This window comes from Methylobacterium sp. J-026, from assembly GCF_022829585.1.
Lineage (GTDB): Bacteria > Pseudomonadota > Alphaproteobacteria > Rhizobiales > Beijerinckiaceae > Methylobacterium.
The window spans coordinates 14,428-32,838 of sequence record NZ_JAKSYC010000339.1 but is presented as its reverse complement, the minus strand read 5'-3'; the positions used below and the strand labels follow the sequence as shown (position 1 = coordinate 32,838).

Sequence of the window (18,411 nt, the reverse complement as noted above, 5' to 3'; positions counted from 1 at the left end):
TTCGACCACCGCCGCCACGAAAGCGATCGCACCGCGACCTGCGGCCGAGCTCTTCATCGAGCCTCACCCGCCCATCCACACCGAGCAAGGGGTCCCATCCGGGGCCCCTTTCGCATTTCAGGAGCATGACATGATCCCGATCGTTACCAGGGCCGAAGAGCAGGCGAAGAATCCCGACCCAGCAAGAGGCACCGATATCGACACCAAGACGGAAGCCCCGGCTATCAAGCCCACACCCGCGCTGATCGTGTTCGGCGCCGATAAGGACGGGAAACCGCACGCCTCCTGGTTCACCGAGCCCGATACCGCCCTCGCGATGAAGGCCGCCGAGGTGATGAACATGCGGACCATGCTGCTCGGTACCGAGGCGCATCGAACCCTCGCGGCGGAGCTTCCCCAGGGCCGAGTGTTCGCCTCGGGGCGGGCATTCGTGCCGTTCGTCAAAAAGGGCCTGTACGACCGCCTGAGCGCCCTGGCTGGGCCGGCTGAGGCCACGATAATTGCGTCAGCACGCGAAAAGGTTGCGAAAGGGCCTGCTACGGCCCTGGACAACGCGAACGACCAAACCCCCAAGGCGACTGCAACCACCGAAGCTCGGTTTCCGCGTAGCTGGGCCGGTGTCGTGGTCGGCAGCCTCGTGCTGATCTCAGAAGGCGAGCAGGACGGCTGGTACGAGGCCGAGGTGATTGAGGCGAAGGCTGGAGGGATCTTCAGCCTACGATGGCGCGACTGGCCGGACCTCCCACTCCTCGTGCGTCGGCGCGAGCACATGGCCCTGCTGCACCCCAATACCGCCGCGATCGAAGTGGCCTGAGGGGGATCTGCCATGAACACCCAGATCGATAACGCTGGGTCGAGCCCCGCGGCGGCTGACCCCACCGCCTGCGTGGCCGCCCTGAACGATGCCTTCAGGCGCAGCTTCGCCGGTGGGCAGGTGGTCGAGACGCCCGGCGTGGTCGAACTCTCCGAGGCCGATCGCATCGCCCTGTTGCTGGCCGTTCGCCGCTACGACAGCTTCGACAGCGACAATGATCCCCACGGCGAGCACGACTTCGGCACGGTCGAGGTCGAGGGCCAACGCTTCTTCTGGAAGATCGACGCCTATGACCGGGCGCTGCTCGGCGGGTCGCCGGACCCGGCAGATCCCGCGGTGACGACCCGCGTGCTCACGATCATGCGCGCCGATGAGTACTGACGTGGCCCCCCTCTGCAAGGTGCCGCGGGCGACCCGAAGCGATCTGCCTCATGCCAGTGACGCCATACGCCCGCAGCCGCGAAGCAGAGTAACAGGGCCCCGCTGCCAGACGATGACCCCAGTGCCTCGGCTGGCCTGCACGCTCGTCGGCGGCAGCCTCTTCACGGTCCATCCCGAGCGTTGGGTAATGCGGACGCTCAACCATCGGCAGGGACCGTATCCCGCCACGCCCGCTCAAACGGTAAGCGCCACGCGTAAGGCGCCACGAGCTGGTGGATCGACTTCGGCCCCCACGAACCCGGCTCGTACAGCCGTACAGGCGGCGGAGCTTCAAGGAGTGGGACCGAAACCTCCCACAGGCGCTCGATACCCTCCGCAGTGGTGAACAGCGTGCGATCACCGCGCATTGCATCGAGGATCAAGCGCTCGTAGGCCTCCAAGACATCGCCGGCCAATCCGGTGTCGCGCATCGAGAACTGCAGGCTCTGCTTGTCGAGCCGCATCCCTGGTCCCGGCCGCTTGCCGTAGAACGACAAGGACATCTTCGCGGCGTCGGCGAGGTCGAAGGTGAGGTGATCCGGCCCCTGCGCCCCGACGCCGGAGTTTGCCGGGAACATGCTCTTAGGCGGCTCACGGAAGGCGATCGAGATGATCCGCTGACCTTCCGCCATCCGCTTACCGGTGCGCAGGTAGAACGGCACGCCAGCCCACCGCCAGTTGTCGATCTGGCACTTGAGGGCAATCAAGGTTTCGGTGTCGGACTCCGGATCGACGCCGGGCTCCGATCGGTAGCCGCTGTACTGGCCCCGGACCACGTCACGCGGGTCCAGGGGCAGCATCGAGCGGAAAACCTTATTCTTTTCCTCGGAGATTGGTGCTGGCTCAAGGGACGTCGGAGCTTCCATGGCCATGAAGCCCAAGATCTGGAACAGGTGGGTCACCACCATGTCACGGTAAGCTCCGGTGGCCTCGTAGAAGGCCGAGCGGTTGCCCAGGCCCAGCGTCTCCGGCACGTCGATCTGTACGTGGTCGATGAAGTTGCGGTTCCAGATCGGTTCGAACAGGCCATTGGCGAAGCGAAACGCCAGGATGTTCTGGGCCGGCTCCTTGCCGAGGAAGTGGTCGATACGGAAGATCTGGGCCTCGTCGAACACCGCGTGCAGGCGTGCGTTCAGATCGACAGCGCTCTCCAGATCGACCCCGAACGGCTTCTCCATCACGACCCGCGAGCCTTCAGCGAGATCGGCGTCCGAGAGCATCTTGACCGCCGAGAGGGCTGCGGCCGGCGGCACGCTGAGATAGTGCAGGAGGCGGGTCTCGACCCCAAGCGTATCCCGCGCCCGATCCACCGCCTCGCGCAGCGCCGCTGGCCCCGCCGAGATCGGCACGTAATCAAGGATCTCTGAGAATGCCGCCCAAGCCTCGTCACCGACGCGGCGCGTGGCAAACCGATCCAGAGCTCCGCGTGCCGCGGTCCGGAAGCCGTCGGCATCAAGGTCGTCCAGGGAGACACCGATGATACGACAGGCCGGAATGAAGCCTGTGCTGACCAAATGAAATAGGCCGGGTAGCAGCTTGCGTTGAGCGAGATCCCCGGTGGCGCCGAACAGGACGACGGCCTGCGGGTGCTTTGGCCCGACGTCGGGAGGTAGCTTCTTCACAGCACTGCTCCGCGAGGCACGTCAAGATCCTTGCGACAGGCCGTCAGCAACAGGAGTGCCAATCACCAGATTGCCTGGGCATGCAGGCGGCAGGCGCAGAACGCTGGGTGCAGTAGAAGGCAGCCTGCGCACGGACGCGGGAGCTGGCCGGATGATCGAACGGCGAAGAGCATCAAGGTCGGAAGGGGATGGGCTATCGCGCCACATCCTGCCGAATGCGGGCACGATGGTCGGCGTGTGCACCACGCTGATCGGCCTAGTGAAACTCCTCGAAGCCCGGATCGGACCGAGCCACGTCGACGAATATGCCGCCCTGACCGCAATCCTGTTCCTGGTCAGTGCGGTTACTTCCTACCTGTCGATCCGCCTGACGGCTGAGAACGAGCTGGCGGTCCGTCTGGAGCGATGTGCCGACATCTGCTTCGTCCTTGGGTTGGCCAGCCTGTCGATGATCGCGATCCTGTTCGCCTACGAGACGATCTGAATGCGGACTGGGGGTTCTGGGAAAGCTCGGAGGATCAATCGCACCATAGGTGTCCCGGAACACGTCAGGCCGGAAATCTTGGGCATACATCGCGATCACACGGCGACGACAGTCGCGAACCCGATGGAGCCGACGATGACCTGGACGAACCGCATCACCATAGCTGTCACGCTGATCGGCGGAGCTTTCGCGCTGATGAGCTACGCTCATGCGCTGAGCCTGCCTTCACACTTCGCGTGAGGGATCAGACCGGCGTCCTACCTGGCTGATAGAGGCCAGGCGGCAAGGGCTAAACTGGCTGGTGTAGTCCGGTCACGACGGGCGCCCTCCGACCCCGTGCCAAACCATCTCGAGAACCATTGGCTGCCAGCCCGCGTGTGTCGGGTCCATTTCCGCGATCTCGACGGACAAGGCGACGAAGTCCTCGCCCGAGTTGGCGGCGTGCAGGGCGTGGCCGATGCGGCGCAGTTCGGCCCGGCAAGCGGTGCCGATTGGATCCGCAGCGAGACCGGCGACGTCGAGGGTATCCACGGCCGCCGGAGCCATGGTGTCAATCCACGGCTTGCCCTTGGCCCAGCTGGAGTTGGCGGCGGCGCTGCGCTCCCGCTCGCCCGTCACGACGATGCGCAACAGGGCGTCGGCGGCCGCCTCAATGGGGGTGGCGGGCATGGGTTGCCTCACTGAAGAACCCGATCAGATCGGCGTTGAACCGATCAGGATCTGTGGCTGAATGGGCGTGCCCACCTTCGGCAGCGAGCGCCAAGCGCGAGGCCGGGATGGCGCGAGCGAGATTTTCCGAGCGCGTGTACGGGACCAGCACATCGTCGCGCGAAGCAGCGACCAGCGTCGGCACCTGGATTTCGCCCAGTCGCCCCTCGGCATCGAATGCGAGGAGTGCCCCGAGGCGGGCATGCAGATTGTGGCTCCCCTGGAAATGCCGGACGCCTTCGACTTCCTCCCGTGCCACGCGCTCCGCATGCCGCGAGAGCCACGGGGCGGGGTACAGGAAGATCGGCTGGGCCCGGAGGTAAGCTTCGGGACCGCCGTGTTTCAGCAACGCAGTACGGACATCGAAGCAACGCCGGGTGTGGGTGTCGACCTTCGCCCAGGCGTTGACGAGGACCAAGCTCGACAGGCGTTCCGCTGCACGCAGGGCGAGATCAATGCCGACCAGGCCGCCGAGCGCGTGGCCAACGAAGTGGCAACGTTGCACGCCTGCTCGATCCAGGACGTCGAGCACGTCATCAGCCATATCGGCGATCGTATATTCGGCAGGGAGCTCTTCCCAGTTCGCGCCAGTTCCGCGGTGATCGTAGACCACGACACGGTACTGTTCGCCGAGAGCGTCAAGTTGAGGCTTCCAGTAGATGCCCAAGCCGCCGAGCCCGGCCGACAGCAAGACAGTCGGAGCGGTTTCTTCGGATCGCCCATGAATGACGTAGTGCATGGCTTGTACCTCGGCTGATCGGCTCCGAAAGGTGGCAAATGTCCTGCCACCGCACTTCGTCTGAGTGGCCGGGATGGGGCGACCGTCGGGGTCGGATATCAGTAGGCCTCCGGGCGGGCGGCGAATTCGGTATCAGCCAATTCAGCGGCACGCAGGACCGCCGGGCCGGTGAAGTCGGCAACGGCACGGCCCTTGTCGTCGTCCGGCAGGGTGGCGACGATCTCCAGCCCGATGGCGGCTCCCATCATGACGACGTGGATCAGCCCTTCCTGCGTGTCGGCGCGGCGGGCGAGGCCGAGCGCGCGTCGCCTGGAACCTGCGGCGGCTGCGGGTTGAGCGCGGCATCACACAGGAAAGTCTGGCGGTCGATGCCGGCGTGGACCGCACCTACGTGAGCGGCATCGAGCGGCGCGAGTTCAACCCGAGCGTGGATCTGCTCCATCGCTTGGCGACGGCTTTGGCGGTCGACATCCTCGATCTGCTGGCAGTGCCGGCGCGCGATGAGACCGCACCGTCACCCCTGCCGGCGGGACGAAAGCGGCGTTGATCAGGCCCTGCACGGGATGCACGCGATGCACGGGCTTTTGCGAGGGTGGGTGGGGGGTTCAGGCGTCGGCGCCCAGGTGCAAATTACCCAACCCCTTCGAGCAGCCCTTGATGCCCTCAAACCCGCCTCCGAACGGTTCAACGGGGCTGGAGAAGGCGTCAACGAGGGTTTTAGTGTTTGCCTACCTTCAAGTCTCACCACTATCGATGTGACGCATATGGCTAAGCTCAGCTAAGGCGACGCGATAGTGTAGGTGCTTGGGGCAGCTGTGCCTCGGCCCCAACCCCGTCAACCAGTCCCTCGACGCCTTCAGACCCGTCCTCTATGCCGTTGCCCACTGTGACGGGCGGGAGCTGGGGCGTGCGGTTCAACCACGTTGCCAACCGGGTAAACCCGGGTCATTTCGAGACCGTCGTGGACATGTTCGTCGGGCAGCTGGGGTTTGTGGAGCTGCGACGGACCGAACGCGCCGTGTGGTTGCGGCAACCCGGGGCCAACGTCGACCTACAGCTCAGCCGCAGCGACACCGGGCATCGAGATCACGACCGGGAGCGCTCGCAGATCTCGTTCCTTAGCGACACCCCAAAAGCCGACCTCGACCGGCTGGCCTCATGGTTCGTCATTAGGGGGCTGCCAGCTCATGTCGGCACATACTCTGATCGCGAGTTCTACCTGGACGTGCCGGCAGCGTTCGTCGATTTCGTCGTCGAGGCTATGCTGCCCGAGCTCACCGCTTACGACGTCGTGGTATGACCCATTCCAGACGTCTTTGAGGTCTGCTTTGGGGATGATCAGGCTATTAACGCACTTCGATCATAGACCGTCCTTGTCGTCGCCCCCCTGAGGTTGCAAGGTAGTCGGTGCGAACCGTGCAGAGAAAGGGTTGATCGCGTGGAACGCCGATCCCGCAAGCCCCTCCGGCCGACCGTGGGGGAGAGATTCAGGTTCTCGGAGGACTCCGTACGGGTGGGCGGTAATCTCGAATCTCGGCTCCGAGGGGCCACGGATGTCGAGAGCGGCGAGAAATACCTCGTTAGGTTGTTTCCCAAGACGGGGACGGCCATCGACCAAGATCTCCGCCGGCTCATCGACGGTGGGCTGCGCCGGATACGCCGCGTTCTCTCGTCTCGACGAGCCAGGGAGGTCCTCGTTGAGGTCGTCGAAATCGTGGAGGATGAGCACGAATTCGGCATCGTCATGCTCGACCCAGGATCGCCACTGCTTGGCTCGCCAAGGCAGGTCCAGGCGAGGCGCCAGTCGTGCATGACGAACACCGGCCGCCGGAACTTCTGGCAAAACATCTCCCGCGTAGTTGAGGCGCTGACGCATTGCCACGATGCGGGCATCGTGCACGGCGCCCTCGACGAGTCGTCTATCTTCGTCGGCGACGACCGATCGCCGAGCTACAGGCTGGGCGGCTACGAGGCCTGCATACACATCGCGGATGACGACCTGCCTCCGTCCGAGATGGCGTTTCGGACCTCGGACCCCGTCTCGTTTCGTCAAGATCTGGCCAACGTGGCCAAGGTCGTCCAGTCCGTCCTTGGTCACGGGCAACTCGACGAACCGGTCCTCACGGGCATCGAGCGACGCATGTTGGCTAGAATGTCCGACCCGCCGCACTTCCAACTTTACGATGGCCATGTAGCTCTTGAAGAACTGGCCGAAGTCGTCGATGAACTTGATCGCCTGGGGACAAGCACCGAAGGCGAATTGGTGCTCTATCCGGTGCGGGACGTTCTACGCAGCGACCTTCCGACGTTGGCTTCGGGGGCGATCCCGGCGGACGACACGGACGCGGTCCTGCTTTTCGTTGCCGACGATCTACTCGGACCAGACACGCGCGCGGTTGTCGATGCGCGCATGGTCCGAGTCGTGACCGACCTCGCCATTTACAGGATCGAGATCGTCGACGACCGGATCGGCATGATCGTTCGCGGCACGAAGCGACAGCCGCACGATGCGGTCTCGGACGCATTCGAGGTCAAGCGGCGCATCCATCTGGCGAGGAATCGCGGCGCAGCAGCCGAGCGCGTCCGCAAGCTCGGCAACGGCGCTCTGCCCTGGGCCGGCCTACGGCAGGCGCCGTCAGTGGCGACGTCCGACGACCCGCCGTCCTGGCATGCGCTGATCCTGCTCGAGGCATTCTCCCTTTTGAAGCAGCAGTTCAGGGCGTTTCCGATCGATGTGCTGACGCCGCCCCGCGGCCGGTCCGAGCTCGTATGGGTCGCGCCCCGCAGCGACGCGGAAGTCGACGCGAGGCGGAAACGGTTGAAGCTGCCTCCATCGCCCGTCGCCCTCGGGCGGGAAATGGACCACGATGAGGGGCGTCCGGATTGGACCGTATCCTATAGCGACACGTTAGGGCGGCCGCGGGAGCGGCTTCCCGAACTCTCGCTGGAGGAGATCGGAGAGGTCGAAGGCCGGCGCGCGTACGGCTTTAGGTCGAACGAGCCGGTCCCCCCGACGCAGCTCATGTTCCTGCGTCCCCGCACCGATGCGGGCACAGAGGGCGCGATCCGCCGCCGGTTGCAGAACGTCGTCGCCGCGAGGGCGAACGTCGAGCTGCTCAGGGCGCTGGACGATCCTGCAACCGTCGCGATGGAGGACGCCCTGCGGATCGTCGCGGCGCCTGGCCTCCCTCCCGCCGACCTCGACGCCTCTAAAAAGATGGCTTGGGACGCCATCGCCGCCGGCCGGTCGATCAACGTGGTCGTCGGGCCGCCAGGCGTGGGAAAGACCTACCTCGTCGCGCAACTGATCGGAAGCATCCTCGCCGGGACGCCGAGCGCCCGCATCCTGATCTCCTCGCAGAATCATGAGACACTCGTCTCGATCGAGCACGAGCTGCGGAAAGTGCTGCCGCAGCCCGGCAAGATCGTGGTGCGCGTCCAGAAGTCGGACGTGGGGGCCGACGAGACTGCCCTGAGGCGAATCTCGTGCGAAGTCCTAGACGTCGTGTCCCGCAGCGGAACGTCCGGCCCGCTTGCCAATCCGCACCGCGAGATCCGTGAGGCATTGCGACCGGCCGACGGAGCTGAGAAGACCGTCGCTGAGCGGGTCCTGCGGGATACGGACGATCTACTCCTGCGGTCGGCCGACGTGACGCTCGCGACGACCTCGTCGCCGTTCGTCGAGGACATGATAGCGGACGGCGAGCAGTTCGATTGGGTGTTCGTGGAGGAGGCCGCCCGCGCCAACGGCGCCGAGCTGATTGGGGCGCTTCTGTTGGGCAACCGGCGCGTGATGATCGGCGACCACCGCCAACTGTCGCCCTTCGAGATGCAGGCGCGAAAGAAGCTGTACGAGCCGTTCCGTGCGGAGGAGCTGCTGAGCGACGCGGTAGAGCGTCTCGCCCCGATCCCCGACCTGCCGCCCGAGGTCGACGCGACGCTGAAGCACCTTAAAACCGACGGAAGCCTGCTGATCGACGTTTTGGCCGCTGCCACCCGGTTGGAGGAACCGTTCCACTCGATCGCGGAGCGGGAGAAGGAACGCGAGGACGCGATTGGTCGTCCGAGTTCCATCGCGACGACGCTGACGGAGCAGAGCCGGATGCACCCGACGATCTGCCGGGTCGTCTCAGACACGTTCTACGACGGCCGGCTCGTTCCGTCCGATAGAGTGAAGGAACGGAAGACGACGGTCGGCTCGCAGGCCGGTTTTCCCGCATCGCCGATCGTCGTGCTGGATCTCCCTCCGCTCGGTGTCTGCAGGATCCGATCCTTCGAGAAGCGGAGCAAGAAGGACCTGTCGAATCCCGCCGAGGCGTCGGCGCTGGTCAACGCCCTGACGGGTTTGCGTCCCACGGCTGGTCCGGACGACGAGCCTCCGAGCCTCGTCGTGCTGGCGACCTACACCGGACAGGTCAAGCTTCTCGAACGTCTACTGACGCCGAAAGTGGATGGCGAGGGGCGGTTGCAGGGTTTCGTGTCGCCCCGGGGCGACCGGCGTTTCGTCTATACGAGCGACAGCTTCCAGGGCGGCGAGGCGGACGTAGTCCTGGCGAGCTTGGTGCGCAACAACACGACGGCCGGCAAGCGGGCGCTGGGGTTCCTCAGCAATCCGCAGCGTCTGAACGTCCTCGTAAGCCGAGCGAGACAGAAGCTCCTCCTTGCGACGAGCCTGGAATTCCTCACTCACGTCGTGGACGGCACCGATCCGGACAAGGCGGGTGGGGACCTCGGTTTCGTTCGCACCCTGGTCGGGGAACTGCGCGAGGCAGTCGGCGAGAGGGTCAACGGGGAGGCGTACGGCGCGACAATCGTGGCTCACGACGAGCGTGGAAAGAGCGTCGGATGACAATCTACATCGCGGCGTGGCACTACCGGGCACGCGTCGTCGTCCAGCGGACTTGGGGGTGGAGCCCGGTCGAGGAGCTGGTGCTTTTGCATCTCGACGGGTCCCCGGGAACGATCGAGTCTGTGAAGACCCGACTCGGCCTCAACACCCAGATCGTGGGGGCCACCCTATCCCGCCTAATGCGGTTCGGTCTGGTGGAGTTGCGGACCTCTCCCGTTCCGCTGCTGTGCACTAGTGCGTTGGGGCGGCAGTTCATCCGCTCCGGCCAGCCCCTGCCTGAGCGGAGCTCGGACCGCGAGGTGTCGGTAAGTCTCGTCTACGAGCCCGTCGGCCGATCGGTCTTCCGCAGGCGCGACGTGGATCTGCTACCCGAGCGCGCGGTTGAGGCCGCCGACTATGCGGTGAGATTCACCCGGGACGCGCCGAACGTGACGGACGAGACGATGGCACTTCAGGTCGGCCGCTTCATGGCGGGCACGCTGCGGCCCGGCGAATGGCTGCGCGGCGTCCGCGCCGTCAACTCGGTTCTGCGGCGCGGTTATCTGAAACTTGAGCTGGATGACGTGCGGAACGGGGTCTTTCCCAAGGGTGCCAGCGACGAACTCGTCGGCGCCCTCCGCACGACCGTCGCGACCGGCAGCTTGCCCCCGCTCGCAGCCGAACCGCCTGCTCTCCCGCCCCCGATCGAGACAGAGTTCGACGCAGACGGCTTCCTGGTTGGATCGACCGACCACGTCGACCGGTTCGTCGAGATCGTCGATGCCGCCGCGCAGGACGTGTTCGTCCTCTCGACGTTCGTCGCGGCCCAAGCGGACGAGAGGGGGCGAGAACATCGGGACCGCATCCTCGACGCACTGGGCAGGGCCATCGGTCGCGGCGTCCGTTGCCATCTGTTCTTCGGGACGTCACTCGACGAAGACGCTAAGCACGCGCTCGCGATGGAGGAGATCCGGGTCAGGCTGTCGGCCGGAGGGCTCACTCGCGGATACCTCCACGTGCATCGCGACCCCGTGAGGAGCCACGCTAAATTCCTCGCCGCCGACAATGGTGTCGCCGGGGCCGTCGTCGTCGTCGGTTCATGCAATTGGCTCTCGTCCCCCTTCTTGGCTGTGGAGGCATCCGTGGTCCTGACGGAAGCACGCGCCGCGGCCGCCGGTCTGGACGTCTTGCGCTCGATCGTGGCGTCGCTTCCCGACGCAGGCCGATCCCGGGAGCATCTACGGTTCATGTCGGCCGAGTTGCGTCGGTCGTGGGAGGTCGTCGGACTGCGCCGACCGGCACCATCCGTCGTTCCGAAGGCGACCCTTTCCGTCGTCCACGCCGGCGATCACGATCCGCTGCTGCGCAAGGCGGCTCACGAGGCTGAAAGGCGCTTCGTCTGCTGTACCAACCGACTCGGCGCCCCGATGGTCCCGGCTCTGTTCATGCCCGCGGAAGTGGCGGGTCGTCGCCTGGACGACGTCAGGGTGCTCTACTCGCGTCAGACCGGTCCGACGAAGCGCCGCCACGTATCTGAACAACGTCGGCGCCTGCACGGTGTCGTCGATGTGATCGGCGTGCGGGAGCCCCAGCTCCACTGCAAGTTTCTGCTATGGGACGAGGACGACGTGGTTGTGAGCACCCTAAACTGGGGATCGCAATCGGGTCGGGCCGACGACCCTCTCGACGAGATCGGCATTCACGTCAAAAGCCCCGGGCTCGCGGTAGCGCTTTTGGGTCGGATAGAGCGACTGCTGCTGGGGTCGGCAGATGGTTAGACCCCAAGGTGCCCGCTCTGGCTGAGAAGCTAAGCGTTGCGGGCGGATCGTCCTTCCAGGCCCTTCAGGCGCCGCCGCAGTCCGGCGATCTCCGAACTTAGAACCCCGGTAATCTTGAACCGCTGTCGAGCCTTGTGCGTGCCGTTCGGCCGCCTTGTGGTGATCGTCACCTCGTGGATCAGCGCGCGCTGCTGTGCCTCGGCCTTCGCTTGACGCGCAGTCGCGATCGCATTCGGCGGGGATAAGGACACCCGCTTCGCCACTGCCCGCTGACGCGCCCAGGCGTGCAACCCTTCGCCCGGCGAGGCCGCAAGCGCCTGAACCTTGCTCGGCAGGACCTTGGCTGATCCGAGGTGCTGAATGGCCCGCACGTCTCGGCTGATCAGCTTGCGCGCCGCCAGTCGCTCGGCCGCGGTCTCTCCGCCGTAGGAGACGAATCGCTCGACGATCAGGTGCAAGTCGTGGGTGGTCCGCGAGCGCTTGCGCCCGCTTAGGATCTCAAGCTCGGCCATTATCGTGGCTTGCAATGGGCTCGCGCTGATTCGGATGTAGGTGGCGTAGGCTAGCGCGATGGCCTCAAGGTGCTGCGCATCCGACGCCTTGCGGATGTTCAAGCCCGCCCGTTGCAACCAACCTGCGCTGTCAAGCGGCTGTGATCCAGGACCTCGAACCTGATGCAGGAAGCGTTCGGCGTCGGCGGCCACCGCGTCGCGGCTGCCAGCCCCAGCGCCGGTTAAATCAGATTTGCCAGGCTTACTTGCCGGCTTTGCGGCTGCCAAGCCGCTTAAAACTTGAGGTGATTCGGGGTGGTGCGGTGGCTGGTTTGAAGGGGAGGAGGTACGACGTCGGTTAAACCGAAAAGCTGGAACTGTGTCGTTGAGCATGGCTTGGATCCATCCCGATCGCAGGGCCGCACTTCGCAACAAGCTTGGGGCGGTCGTCGGTATGAATTGGCTTCATACAAAGAGTCGGGTTCAGCGGCGGCGTGTGCTACGAGCCGAACTGCACCTGAATCCCGATTTCGAGCCTTCGCGGCCTCCCACAATCGTCCGAGGACGTCCATTTCGAACCGCTACAACTCATTTGAAATTGTGGGCCTAAAAGTGGGCCGACCAACGCACTGACCGATAATTATCGTTGAAATACAATAATTTAATGCAGGTGATTGGCGGAGGGAGCGGGATTCGAACCCGCGATACGGTTTCCCGTATACACACTTTCCAGGCGTGCGCCTTCAACCACTCGGCCACCCCTCCAGCCGCGAACCGGGCGCCCGGGCGCGCCCGCAGGGCGCCGGACGCGGCCTGGGCCGCGCGGTGCCGTGCTGTTAGCCGGGTGCGCCGCCGCGCGCAAGGCGCGGACGGCGTGAAAACCGCCCGGCCTTGGGTCTCAGGCCTCGTCGTCGAGGTGGAAGCGGACATGCTCCACGTTCGCCCGCTCGAAGGCCTGCATCACGTGCTGGTACGAGCGCTCCATGGCGTCGTCGCCGCTGCCGGGGCTGTCCTCGGGCTTGAGCACGAACATCAGCAGCGAGCGCCCGGTCACCGCGTAGCCGGTGCCGAACCGGAAGCTCTCCACGTCCTGGCTGTCGGGCAGGTTCGTGTCGAGGAGCCGCGTCCAGGCCACCCCGCCCACCGATTCCGGCAGCGTGAAGGTCACGAGGTCGTGGTGGGCGTTGAACATGATCAGCAGGGTCGCGTCGCCGCCCCGGCGGTGCAGGCCGGTGGCCTGGGCGCGGCCGTCGAGCTGGACCGCGAAGGCGCGGGCGCCCCCGTCGGTCCAGTTCTCGGGGGTCATCTCGCTCCCGTCCGGGCGCAGCCACGCCACGTCCTTGACGCCGAACTCCTCGTCGTACCGGCCCGTGAGGAACCGCCCGCGGCTCAGGATCGGCAGAGCGTTGCGCAGGATGATTAGGCGCTGGGCGAACTCGGCCAGATCCCGCTCCTCTTCGCCGATCGCCGCCCAGTCGAGCCAGGAGACCTCGTTGTCCTGGCAATAGGCGTTATTGTTGCCGTTCTGCGTCCGGGCGAACTCGTCACCGGCGAGCAGCATCGGCGTCCCCCGGGACAGGAACAGGGTCGCCAGCATGTTGCGCATCTGGCGCAGCCGCACCGCCCGGATCGCCGGATCGTCGGTCGGGCCCTCGGCGCCGTAATTGTACGAGAGGTTGTGGGAGTGGCCGTCACGATTGCCCTCGCCGTTCGCCTCGTTGTGCTTCTCGTTGTAGGCCACCGTGTCGTGCAGGGTGAAGCCGTCATGGGCGGTGAGGAAGTTCACCGAGGCCCAGGGCTTGCGCCCGCGCTTGTTGAACTTGTCTGCCGAGCCTGCGAGGCGCGCCGCGAGATCCGGCAGCAGCCCGCCGTCCCCCTTCCAGTAGGCACGGACATCGTCGCGGAACCGGTCGTTCCACTCGGCCCAGCCGGGCGGGAAGCCGCCGACCTGATAGCCGCCGGGGCCGCAATCCCACGGCTCGGCGATCAGCTTGACGCCGTTGAGCACCGGGTCCTGCCGGCAGGTGTCGAGGAAGCCGCCGCCCTCGTCGAAGCCGTAGGGCTCGCGGCCGAGGATCGTGGCGAGGTCGAACCGGAAGCCGTCGACCCGCATCTCGGTGGCCCAGTAGCGCAGGGAATCGGTGACGAGTTGCAGCACACGCGGATGCGACAGGTTGAAGGTGTTCCCGGTGCCGGTATCGTTGATGTAATAGCGCGGCTCGTTGGGCAGCAGCCGGTAGTAGGAGGCGTTGTCGACCCCCTTGAACGACAGGGTCGGGCCCTTCTCGTTGCCCTCTGCGGTGTGGTTGTAGACCACGTCGAGGATCACCTCGAGGCCGGCGCCGTGGAAGCGCGAAACCATCTCCTTGAATTCGGAGAAGGCGAAGTCCGGCACCGCCGCGTAGCGCCTGCCGGGGGTGAAGAACGAGATCGTGTTGTAGCCCCAGTAATTCACCAGCCCCTTCTCCTGCAGGTAATCGTCCTGCACGAAGGAATGGACCGGCAGCAGCTCCACCGAGGTGACGCCGAGGCTCTTGATGTAGTCGAGCACGTCCCGTGTGCCGAGGCCGGCATAGGTGCCGCGCAGCTTTTCCGGCACCCGCGGGTCGAGCTTGGTCATGCCCTTGACGTGGGTCTCGTAGAAGATCGTCTTCTCCCACGGCACGTTCGGCTTGCGGTGCCGGCCCCAGGTGAAGGCCGGATCGATCACCCGGGAGCGGCGGTTGAACGGCGCGCTGTCGCGCTCGTCGAAGGTCAGGTCGTCGCCCGTCTCCATCTGGTAGCCGAACAGCGCCGGGTTCCAGGTGATCGAGCCGACGAGCCCCTTGGCGTAGGGGTCGATCAGGAGCTTGTTGGGGTTGAACCGGTGGCCGGCCTTCGGCTCGTAGGGGCCGTGGACCCGGTAGCCGTAGATCGTGCCCGGGCGGGCATCGGGCAGGTAGCCGTGCCAGATCTCGTCGGTGTATTCGGGCAACTCGATCCGCTCGATCTCGCGCTCGCCGGCATCGTCGAACAGGCAGAGCTCGACCTTGGTGGCGTGGGCCGAGAACAGGGCGAAGTTGACGCCGAGCCCGTCCCAGGTGGCGCCGAGCGGATAGGGTTGGCCTTCCTCGATGCGCGTGCGGGTCGCGCGGGCCTGTGAAGCAGGACGTCGGGAATCGAACATGGACACTCCGGAACGCGACCCGCACGGCCACGTGCCGCTGCGGGGAGCGTCCAGTGAACGTGCCGGCAACTGCGAAGCTCCCGCGATGCCGCAAAAATCCCTGCCGGCGTCGTCCCGTGGGGGCCATGCCGCTACGCGAGGCGAGACCGTTTTCATCGGAGCGGGCGCGGCGCGCGGACGGGCTCAGGCCCGCTTCGGCAGGGCCTGCGCCAGATAGGCCCGCACGAAGCCCGGCATGCGGGCCGGGTCGATCTCCGCGGCGCTCCGCATGACGGCGATCCCGGCGAGTTCCGGCTCGGCCTCGCTCCGGAGGTGGTCCGCGATACGCGCCGCGATCACCGCGGCCGGCTCTGGGAAGCGCACGGGGCGTAGGAAGGCGAGCTGGTCCTCGCCTTCGAGGAGGATCCACGCCGTCTCGGCCGCCTCCGGCAGTTCGAGGCCGGTCTCCTCGGCGAGTTCCCGGGCGGCGCTGCCGGCGAGGTCGACCGCCGTCCCGCGCACGTCGTCCGGGTCCGGGGTGCCGCAGGGGAAGTAGAGCTGGCCGGCATTGGCCGTGTGGGCGCCCATCGCGCCGAGGAGGACGGCGCCGTCCGCCGTCCAGGGGACGATCGCCGCGAAGGCGTTGCGCACCTGCGGATCGGCGTGCCGGACATGCCGGTAGTAGGTGAAGATGGAATAGCGCGTCGCGAACAGGTCGAGCTGGGCGACCCCGTCGACGATGGCGTGGGCGCAGCACAGGAGGACGGTGCCGTCGAACAGGCCGGGGCTGCGGGCGATCCGGGCCTGCCAATACGCCGCGATGGCGGCTTCGTGCGCCCGCGGAAAGGCCCAGGCGTGATCCACGAACCGCGCCGTCACGTCGGTGAGGCGCGTGCTGCGAAAACCCTCAGACATGCAGCGTGCCGTCCGAGACGATCACCGCGGCGCCGCCGATCTCCACCGCGCGCAGGGCGCCCGACGCGAGGGTGAGCTGGAGTGCGATCGCGCTCGGTCGGCCCATAACCTCGCCCTGGCGGATCGCCACGTCGTGGGTGCCGTCCCCCATCGCCTCGAACTGCATCAGCACCCCCGCGAAGGCGGCCGCCGCTGCGCCGGTGGCGGGATCCTCCGGGACGCCGAGATCCGGCGCGAACATCCGCACCCGCCAACTCGCGCCCGTGCCCTCCGGGTCCGGGGCGTAGAGGTAGAGCCCGTCCCCGGGCTCCGGCGCCTGGGCCGGCCGCGCGGCGTCGAGGGCCGCCACCGAGCCGACGGGCACGCAGGTGAAGCGGGGGCCGACCCCGTGGCGGCTCGGCGCGTGCCGGCCCGTACCGATATCCCGGGGCTCCAGGCCGAGGAGCGACGCCAGCAAGGCGGGCTCGGGGGCCGGACCGAGATAGTCCGGCAGGACCGGGAGCCTGAACCGCGCCCGTCCGCCGCTGCCATCCGCCAGGGTCTCGACCACGCAGGGCACGACCCCGATCTCCTCCTCCAGGCCGAAGGCCCGGGCATCGCCCCGCGCGGGATCCCGGAGCGCGAGCAGCACCGCGGTGCCCACCGTCGGATGACCAGCGAAGGGCAACTCCCGGCCGGGGGTGAAGATGCGCAGGCGCGCCCGGTGCCGGGCCTGCGTCGGCGGCAGCACGAACACCGTCTCGGACAGGTTGAACTCCCGGGCGATGGCCTGCATGGCGGCCGCGTCGAGGCCCTCCGCGTCGAGCACCACGGCGAGCGGGTTGCCGGCGAGCCTCTGCGCGGTGAACACGTCGAGGGTGACGAAGCGGCGCGCCATCGTGTCGGACCTTCCGTGTCGCGCGGGCCCGGCGGCGGGACGGCCGCGATTCGAGGGCGGGGCGCGCCTTTGGTACACGGTGCGGCGCGCCGTATCGACCCGGCCCGGAGGCCTGGACGGCGGGCGGACCGAATCTGTCGCGGGGGGGGATCCATGGGTGAGACGCTGCACCGCTACACCGTCACGGTGACCTGGACGGGCAATACCGGGACGGGGACCGGCACGTCTGGCGGCTATGCCCGCGCCCACACCCTGTCGGCGCCGGGCAAGCCGCCTATCGCCGGCTCGTCCGATCCGGCCTTCCGGGGCGATCCCGGCCGCTGGAACCCCGAGGAGCTGCTGGTGGCCTCGCTCGCCGCCTGCCACAAGCTCTGGTATCTCGGCCTGTGCGCGCAGGCCGGGATCGTCGTCACCGCCTACGAGGACGCCGCCGAGGGCCGCATGACCGAAGAGGCGGGCGGCGCCGGCCAGTTCACCGCGGTCATCCTGCGCCCCCGCGTGACCATCACGGCGGGCTCGGACCCCGACGCGGCCCTGGCGCTGCACCGGCGCGCGCACGCCCTGTGCTTCATCGCCCGCTCGGTGAACTTTTCCGTGGCCCACGAGCCGACGATCGTGCGCGAGGGGACGTGAGGGCGGATGCGCGCGGTGCCTCGCCTCACACCGCCTCGACCGAGAACACCGCGCTCGGATTCACATATTCCTCCTGCGCGGCCACCGTCAGGATCTCCCGGGACCCCGCCTCGGCGGTGCGCCTGAGCAGGCCGTAGACTGAGGCCGCCGCCGCGCCGAGCGCCGTGGCGGCCGAGCCGGTGCGGGCGTAGTGGACCAGGAACAGGGCCGCGATGCAGTCGCCGGCGCCGTTCACCGCGATGGCGAGCCGCGGGGTGCGGACCCGGAACACCCGGCCCTCCGCCCCGGCCAGCAGGTCGATGCTTTCGGCCGGCGTATCGGCACACAGAGCCGAGGTGACCAGCACCACCCGCGGCCCCCGGGCCTGGAGCGCCGCGATGGCGGCGGCGGCCTCCGGCAGGGTGCGGCTCGGCAGGCCGGTGAGCAGGTCGAGCTCGAACTGGTTGGGGGTGAGGATGTCGGCCACCGGCACGGCACGCTCCCGCAGGAACGCCTCGATCCCCGGCCGCACGTAGACGCCCTCCGCGACGTCGCCGATCACCGGGTCGCAGCAATAGAGCGCTTGGCGGTTGGCGGCCCGGACGGCGGCCACCGCCTCCAGGATCGCCTCCCCGATCGCGGCCGAGCCCATATAGCCCGACAGCACCGCGTCGCAGGTGGGAAACACCCCGCGCTCGCCGATGCCCCGCACCACCTCGCGGATCGCCTCCGCCTCGAAGACCGGGCCGCGCCACGCCCCGTAGCCGGTGTGGTTGGAGAACTGCACCGTGTGGACCGGCCAGACCTCGACCCCGAGCCGCTGCATCGGGAACACCGCCGACGCGTTGCCGACATGCCCGTAGGCGACGTGGGACTGGATCGACAGGACGTTCAACGCGGGTGATTCTCGGTGCCGTGGGGGTGCCGAAGCTGTCGGCGATCCGGGGCGCGGGTGCAAGCGCGGGGGTGCGATGGGCG

The 18,411-nt window shown here is 67.1% G+C and carries 17 protein-coding genes and 1 tRNA gene; 8 read left to right on the top strand and 10 right to left on the bottom strand.

The genetic code is table 11. The features are described 5' to 3' along the window. Window positions 1-814, top strand: an 814-nt coding sequence (locus MKK69_RS29260) for a hypothetical protein (RefSeq protein ID WP_243973676.1), incomplete at its 5' end; no start/stop codon positions are given. Between the two features lie 12 nt (window positions 815-826). Continuing rightward, complete coding sequence (locus MKK69_RS29255; RefSeq protein WP_243973675.1) at window positions 827-1,195, top strand: DUF3768 domain-containing protein; 369 nt, start codon at window positions 827-829, stop codon at window positions 1,193-1,195. A 197-nt stretch (window positions 1,196-1,392) separates the two neighbouring features. Here MKK69_RS29255 and zwf read toward each other — a convergent pair whose 3' ends face one another. Further along, window positions 1,393-2,856: a glucose-6-phosphate dehydrogenase gene (gene zwf / locus MKK69_RS29250; protein ID WP_243973674.1), complete on the bottom strand. Its 1,464-nt coding sequence runs from the start codon at window positions 2,854-2,856 to the stop codon at window positions 1,393-1,395. 151 nt (window positions 2,857-3,007) lie between these two features. Between zwf and MKK69_RS29245 the strand changes: the two genes are divergently transcribed. Beyond that, complete coding sequence (locus MKK69_RS29245; protein ID WP_243940810.1) at window positions 3,008-3,340, top strand: hypothetical protein; 333 nt, start codon at window positions 3,008-3,010, stop codon at window positions 3,338-3,340. A gap of 312 nt (window positions 3,341-3,652) precedes the next feature. On the opposite strand, the gene MKK69_RS29240 is transcribed toward MKK69_RS29245, so the two are convergent. The 3 genes from MKK69_RS29240 to MKK69_RS29230 all read right to left on the bottom strand — a co-directional run bounded on the left by MKK69_RS29240 (window position 3,653) and on the right by MKK69_RS29230 (window position 5,035). Beyond that, window positions 3,653-4,009 carry a hypothetical protein gene (locus MKK69_RS29240; protein ID WP_243973673.1) on the bottom strand — a complete coding sequence of 119 codons (357 nt, stop codon included), beginning with the start codon at window positions 4,007-4,009 and terminating at the stop codon, window positions 3,653-3,655. Beyond that, window positions 3,990-4,787: a pyrimidine utilization protein D gene (gene rutD, locus MKK69_RS29235; protein WP_243973672.1), complete on the bottom strand. Its 798-nt coding sequence runs from the start codon at window positions 4,785-4,787 to the stop codon at window positions 3,990-3,992. Before rutD ends, MKK69_RS29240 begins: the two co-directional genes overlap by 20 nt. 98 nt (window positions 4,788-4,885) lie before the next feature. Then, window positions 4,886-5,035, bottom strand: a complete 150-nt coding sequence (locus MKK69_RS29230) for a hypothetical protein (protein WP_243973671.1) — start codon at window positions 5,033-5,035, stop codon at window positions 4,886-4,888. Between the two features lie 68 nt (window positions 5,036-5,103). On the opposite strand from MKK69_RS29230, the gene MKK69_RS29225 reads away from it, so the two are divergent. The 4 genes from MKK69_RS29225 (at window position 5,104) to MKK69_RS29210 (ending at window position 11,393) form a co-directional block, all read left to right on the top strand. Beyond that, the gene (locus MKK69_RS29225) at window positions 5,104-5,334 is read left to right on the top strand and encodes a helix-turn-helix transcriptional regulator (protein WP_243973677.1); all 231 of its coding nucleotides are present in this window, start codon (window positions 5,104-5,106) and stop codon (window positions 5,332-5,334) included. A 360-nt stretch (window positions 5,335-5,694) separates the two neighbouring features. Continuing rightward, window positions 5,695-6,087, top strand: a complete 393-nt coding sequence (locus tag MKK69_RS29220) for a hypothetical protein (protein ID WP_243973670.1) — start codon at window positions 5,695-5,697, stop codon at window positions 6,085-6,087. A 213-nt stretch (window positions 6,088-6,300) separates the two neighbouring features. After that, window positions 6,301-9,636 (top strand): DEAD/DEAH box helicase, encoded by a 3,336-nt coding sequence (locus MKK69_RS31285; protein WP_243973669.1) that lies wholly within the window; start codon window positions 6,301-6,303, stop codon window positions 9,634-9,636. Then, on the top strand, window positions 9,633-11,393 hold the full coding sequence (locus tag MKK69_RS29210; protein ID WP_243973668.1) for a hypothetical protein: 1,761 nt from the start codon (window positions 9,633-9,635) through the stop codon (window positions 11,391-11,393). Before MKK69_RS31285 ends, MKK69_RS29210 begins: the two co-directional genes overlap by 4 nt. A 29-nt stretch (window positions 11,394-11,422) precedes the next feature. On the opposite strand, the gene MKK69_RS29205 is transcribed toward MKK69_RS29210, so the two are convergent. From MKK69_RS29205 to MKK69_RS29185, 5 genes are all read right to left on the bottom strand, one after another. Next, the gene (locus tag MKK69_RS29205; protein WP_243973667.1) at window positions 11,423-12,277 is read right to left on the bottom strand and encodes a hypothetical protein; all 855 of its coding nucleotides are present in this window, start codon (window positions 12,275-12,277) and stop codon (window positions 11,423-11,425) included. Between the two features lie 282 nt (window positions 12,278-12,559). Further along, window positions 12,560-12,649: transfer RNA gene (locus tag MKK69_RS29200), tRNA-Ser, on the bottom strand. 133 nt (window positions 12,650-12,782) lie between these two features. Beyond that, window positions 12,783-15,050 carry a glycogen debranching protein GlgX gene (gene glgX, locus MKK69_RS29195; RefSeq protein ID WP_243973666.1) on the bottom strand — a complete coding sequence of 756 codons (2,268 nt, stop codon included), beginning with the start codon at window positions 15,048-15,050 and terminating at the stop codon, window positions 12,783-12,785. Between the two features lie 183 nt (window positions 15,051-15,233). After that, entirely contained in the window at window positions 15,234-15,944 is a 711-nt protein-coding gene (locus tag MKK69_RS29190) for an NUDIX hydrolase (protein WP_243973665.1), read from the bottom strand. After that, the gene (locus MKK69_RS29185) at window positions 15,937-16,821 is read right to left on the bottom strand and encodes a PhzF family phenazine biosynthesis protein (RefSeq protein ID WP_243973664.1); all 885 of its coding nucleotides are present in this window, start codon (window positions 16,819-16,821) and stop codon (window positions 15,937-15,939) included. The genes MKK69_RS29190 and MKK69_RS29185 overlap by 8 nt, the downstream gene beginning before the upstream one ends. Window positions 16,822-16,974: 153 nt before the next feature. On the opposite strand from MKK69_RS29185, the gene MKK69_RS29180 reads away from it, so the two are divergent. Next, a complete protein-coding gene (locus tag MKK69_RS29180; RefSeq protein ID WP_243973663.1) occupies window positions 16,975-17,454 on the top strand; it encodes an OsmC family protein in 480 nt (159 codons plus the stop codon). A 25-nt stretch (window positions 17,455-17,479) separates the two neighbouring features. Here MKK69_RS29180 and pdxY read toward each other — a convergent pair whose 3' ends face one another. Further along, window positions 17,480-18,328: a pyridoxal kinase PdxY gene (gene pdxY, locus MKK69_RS29175; RefSeq protein ID WP_243973662.1), complete on the bottom strand. Its 849-nt coding sequence runs from the start codon at window positions 18,326-18,328 to the stop codon at window positions 17,480-17,482. Between the last annotated feature and the right edge of the window lie 83 nt (window positions 18,329-18,411).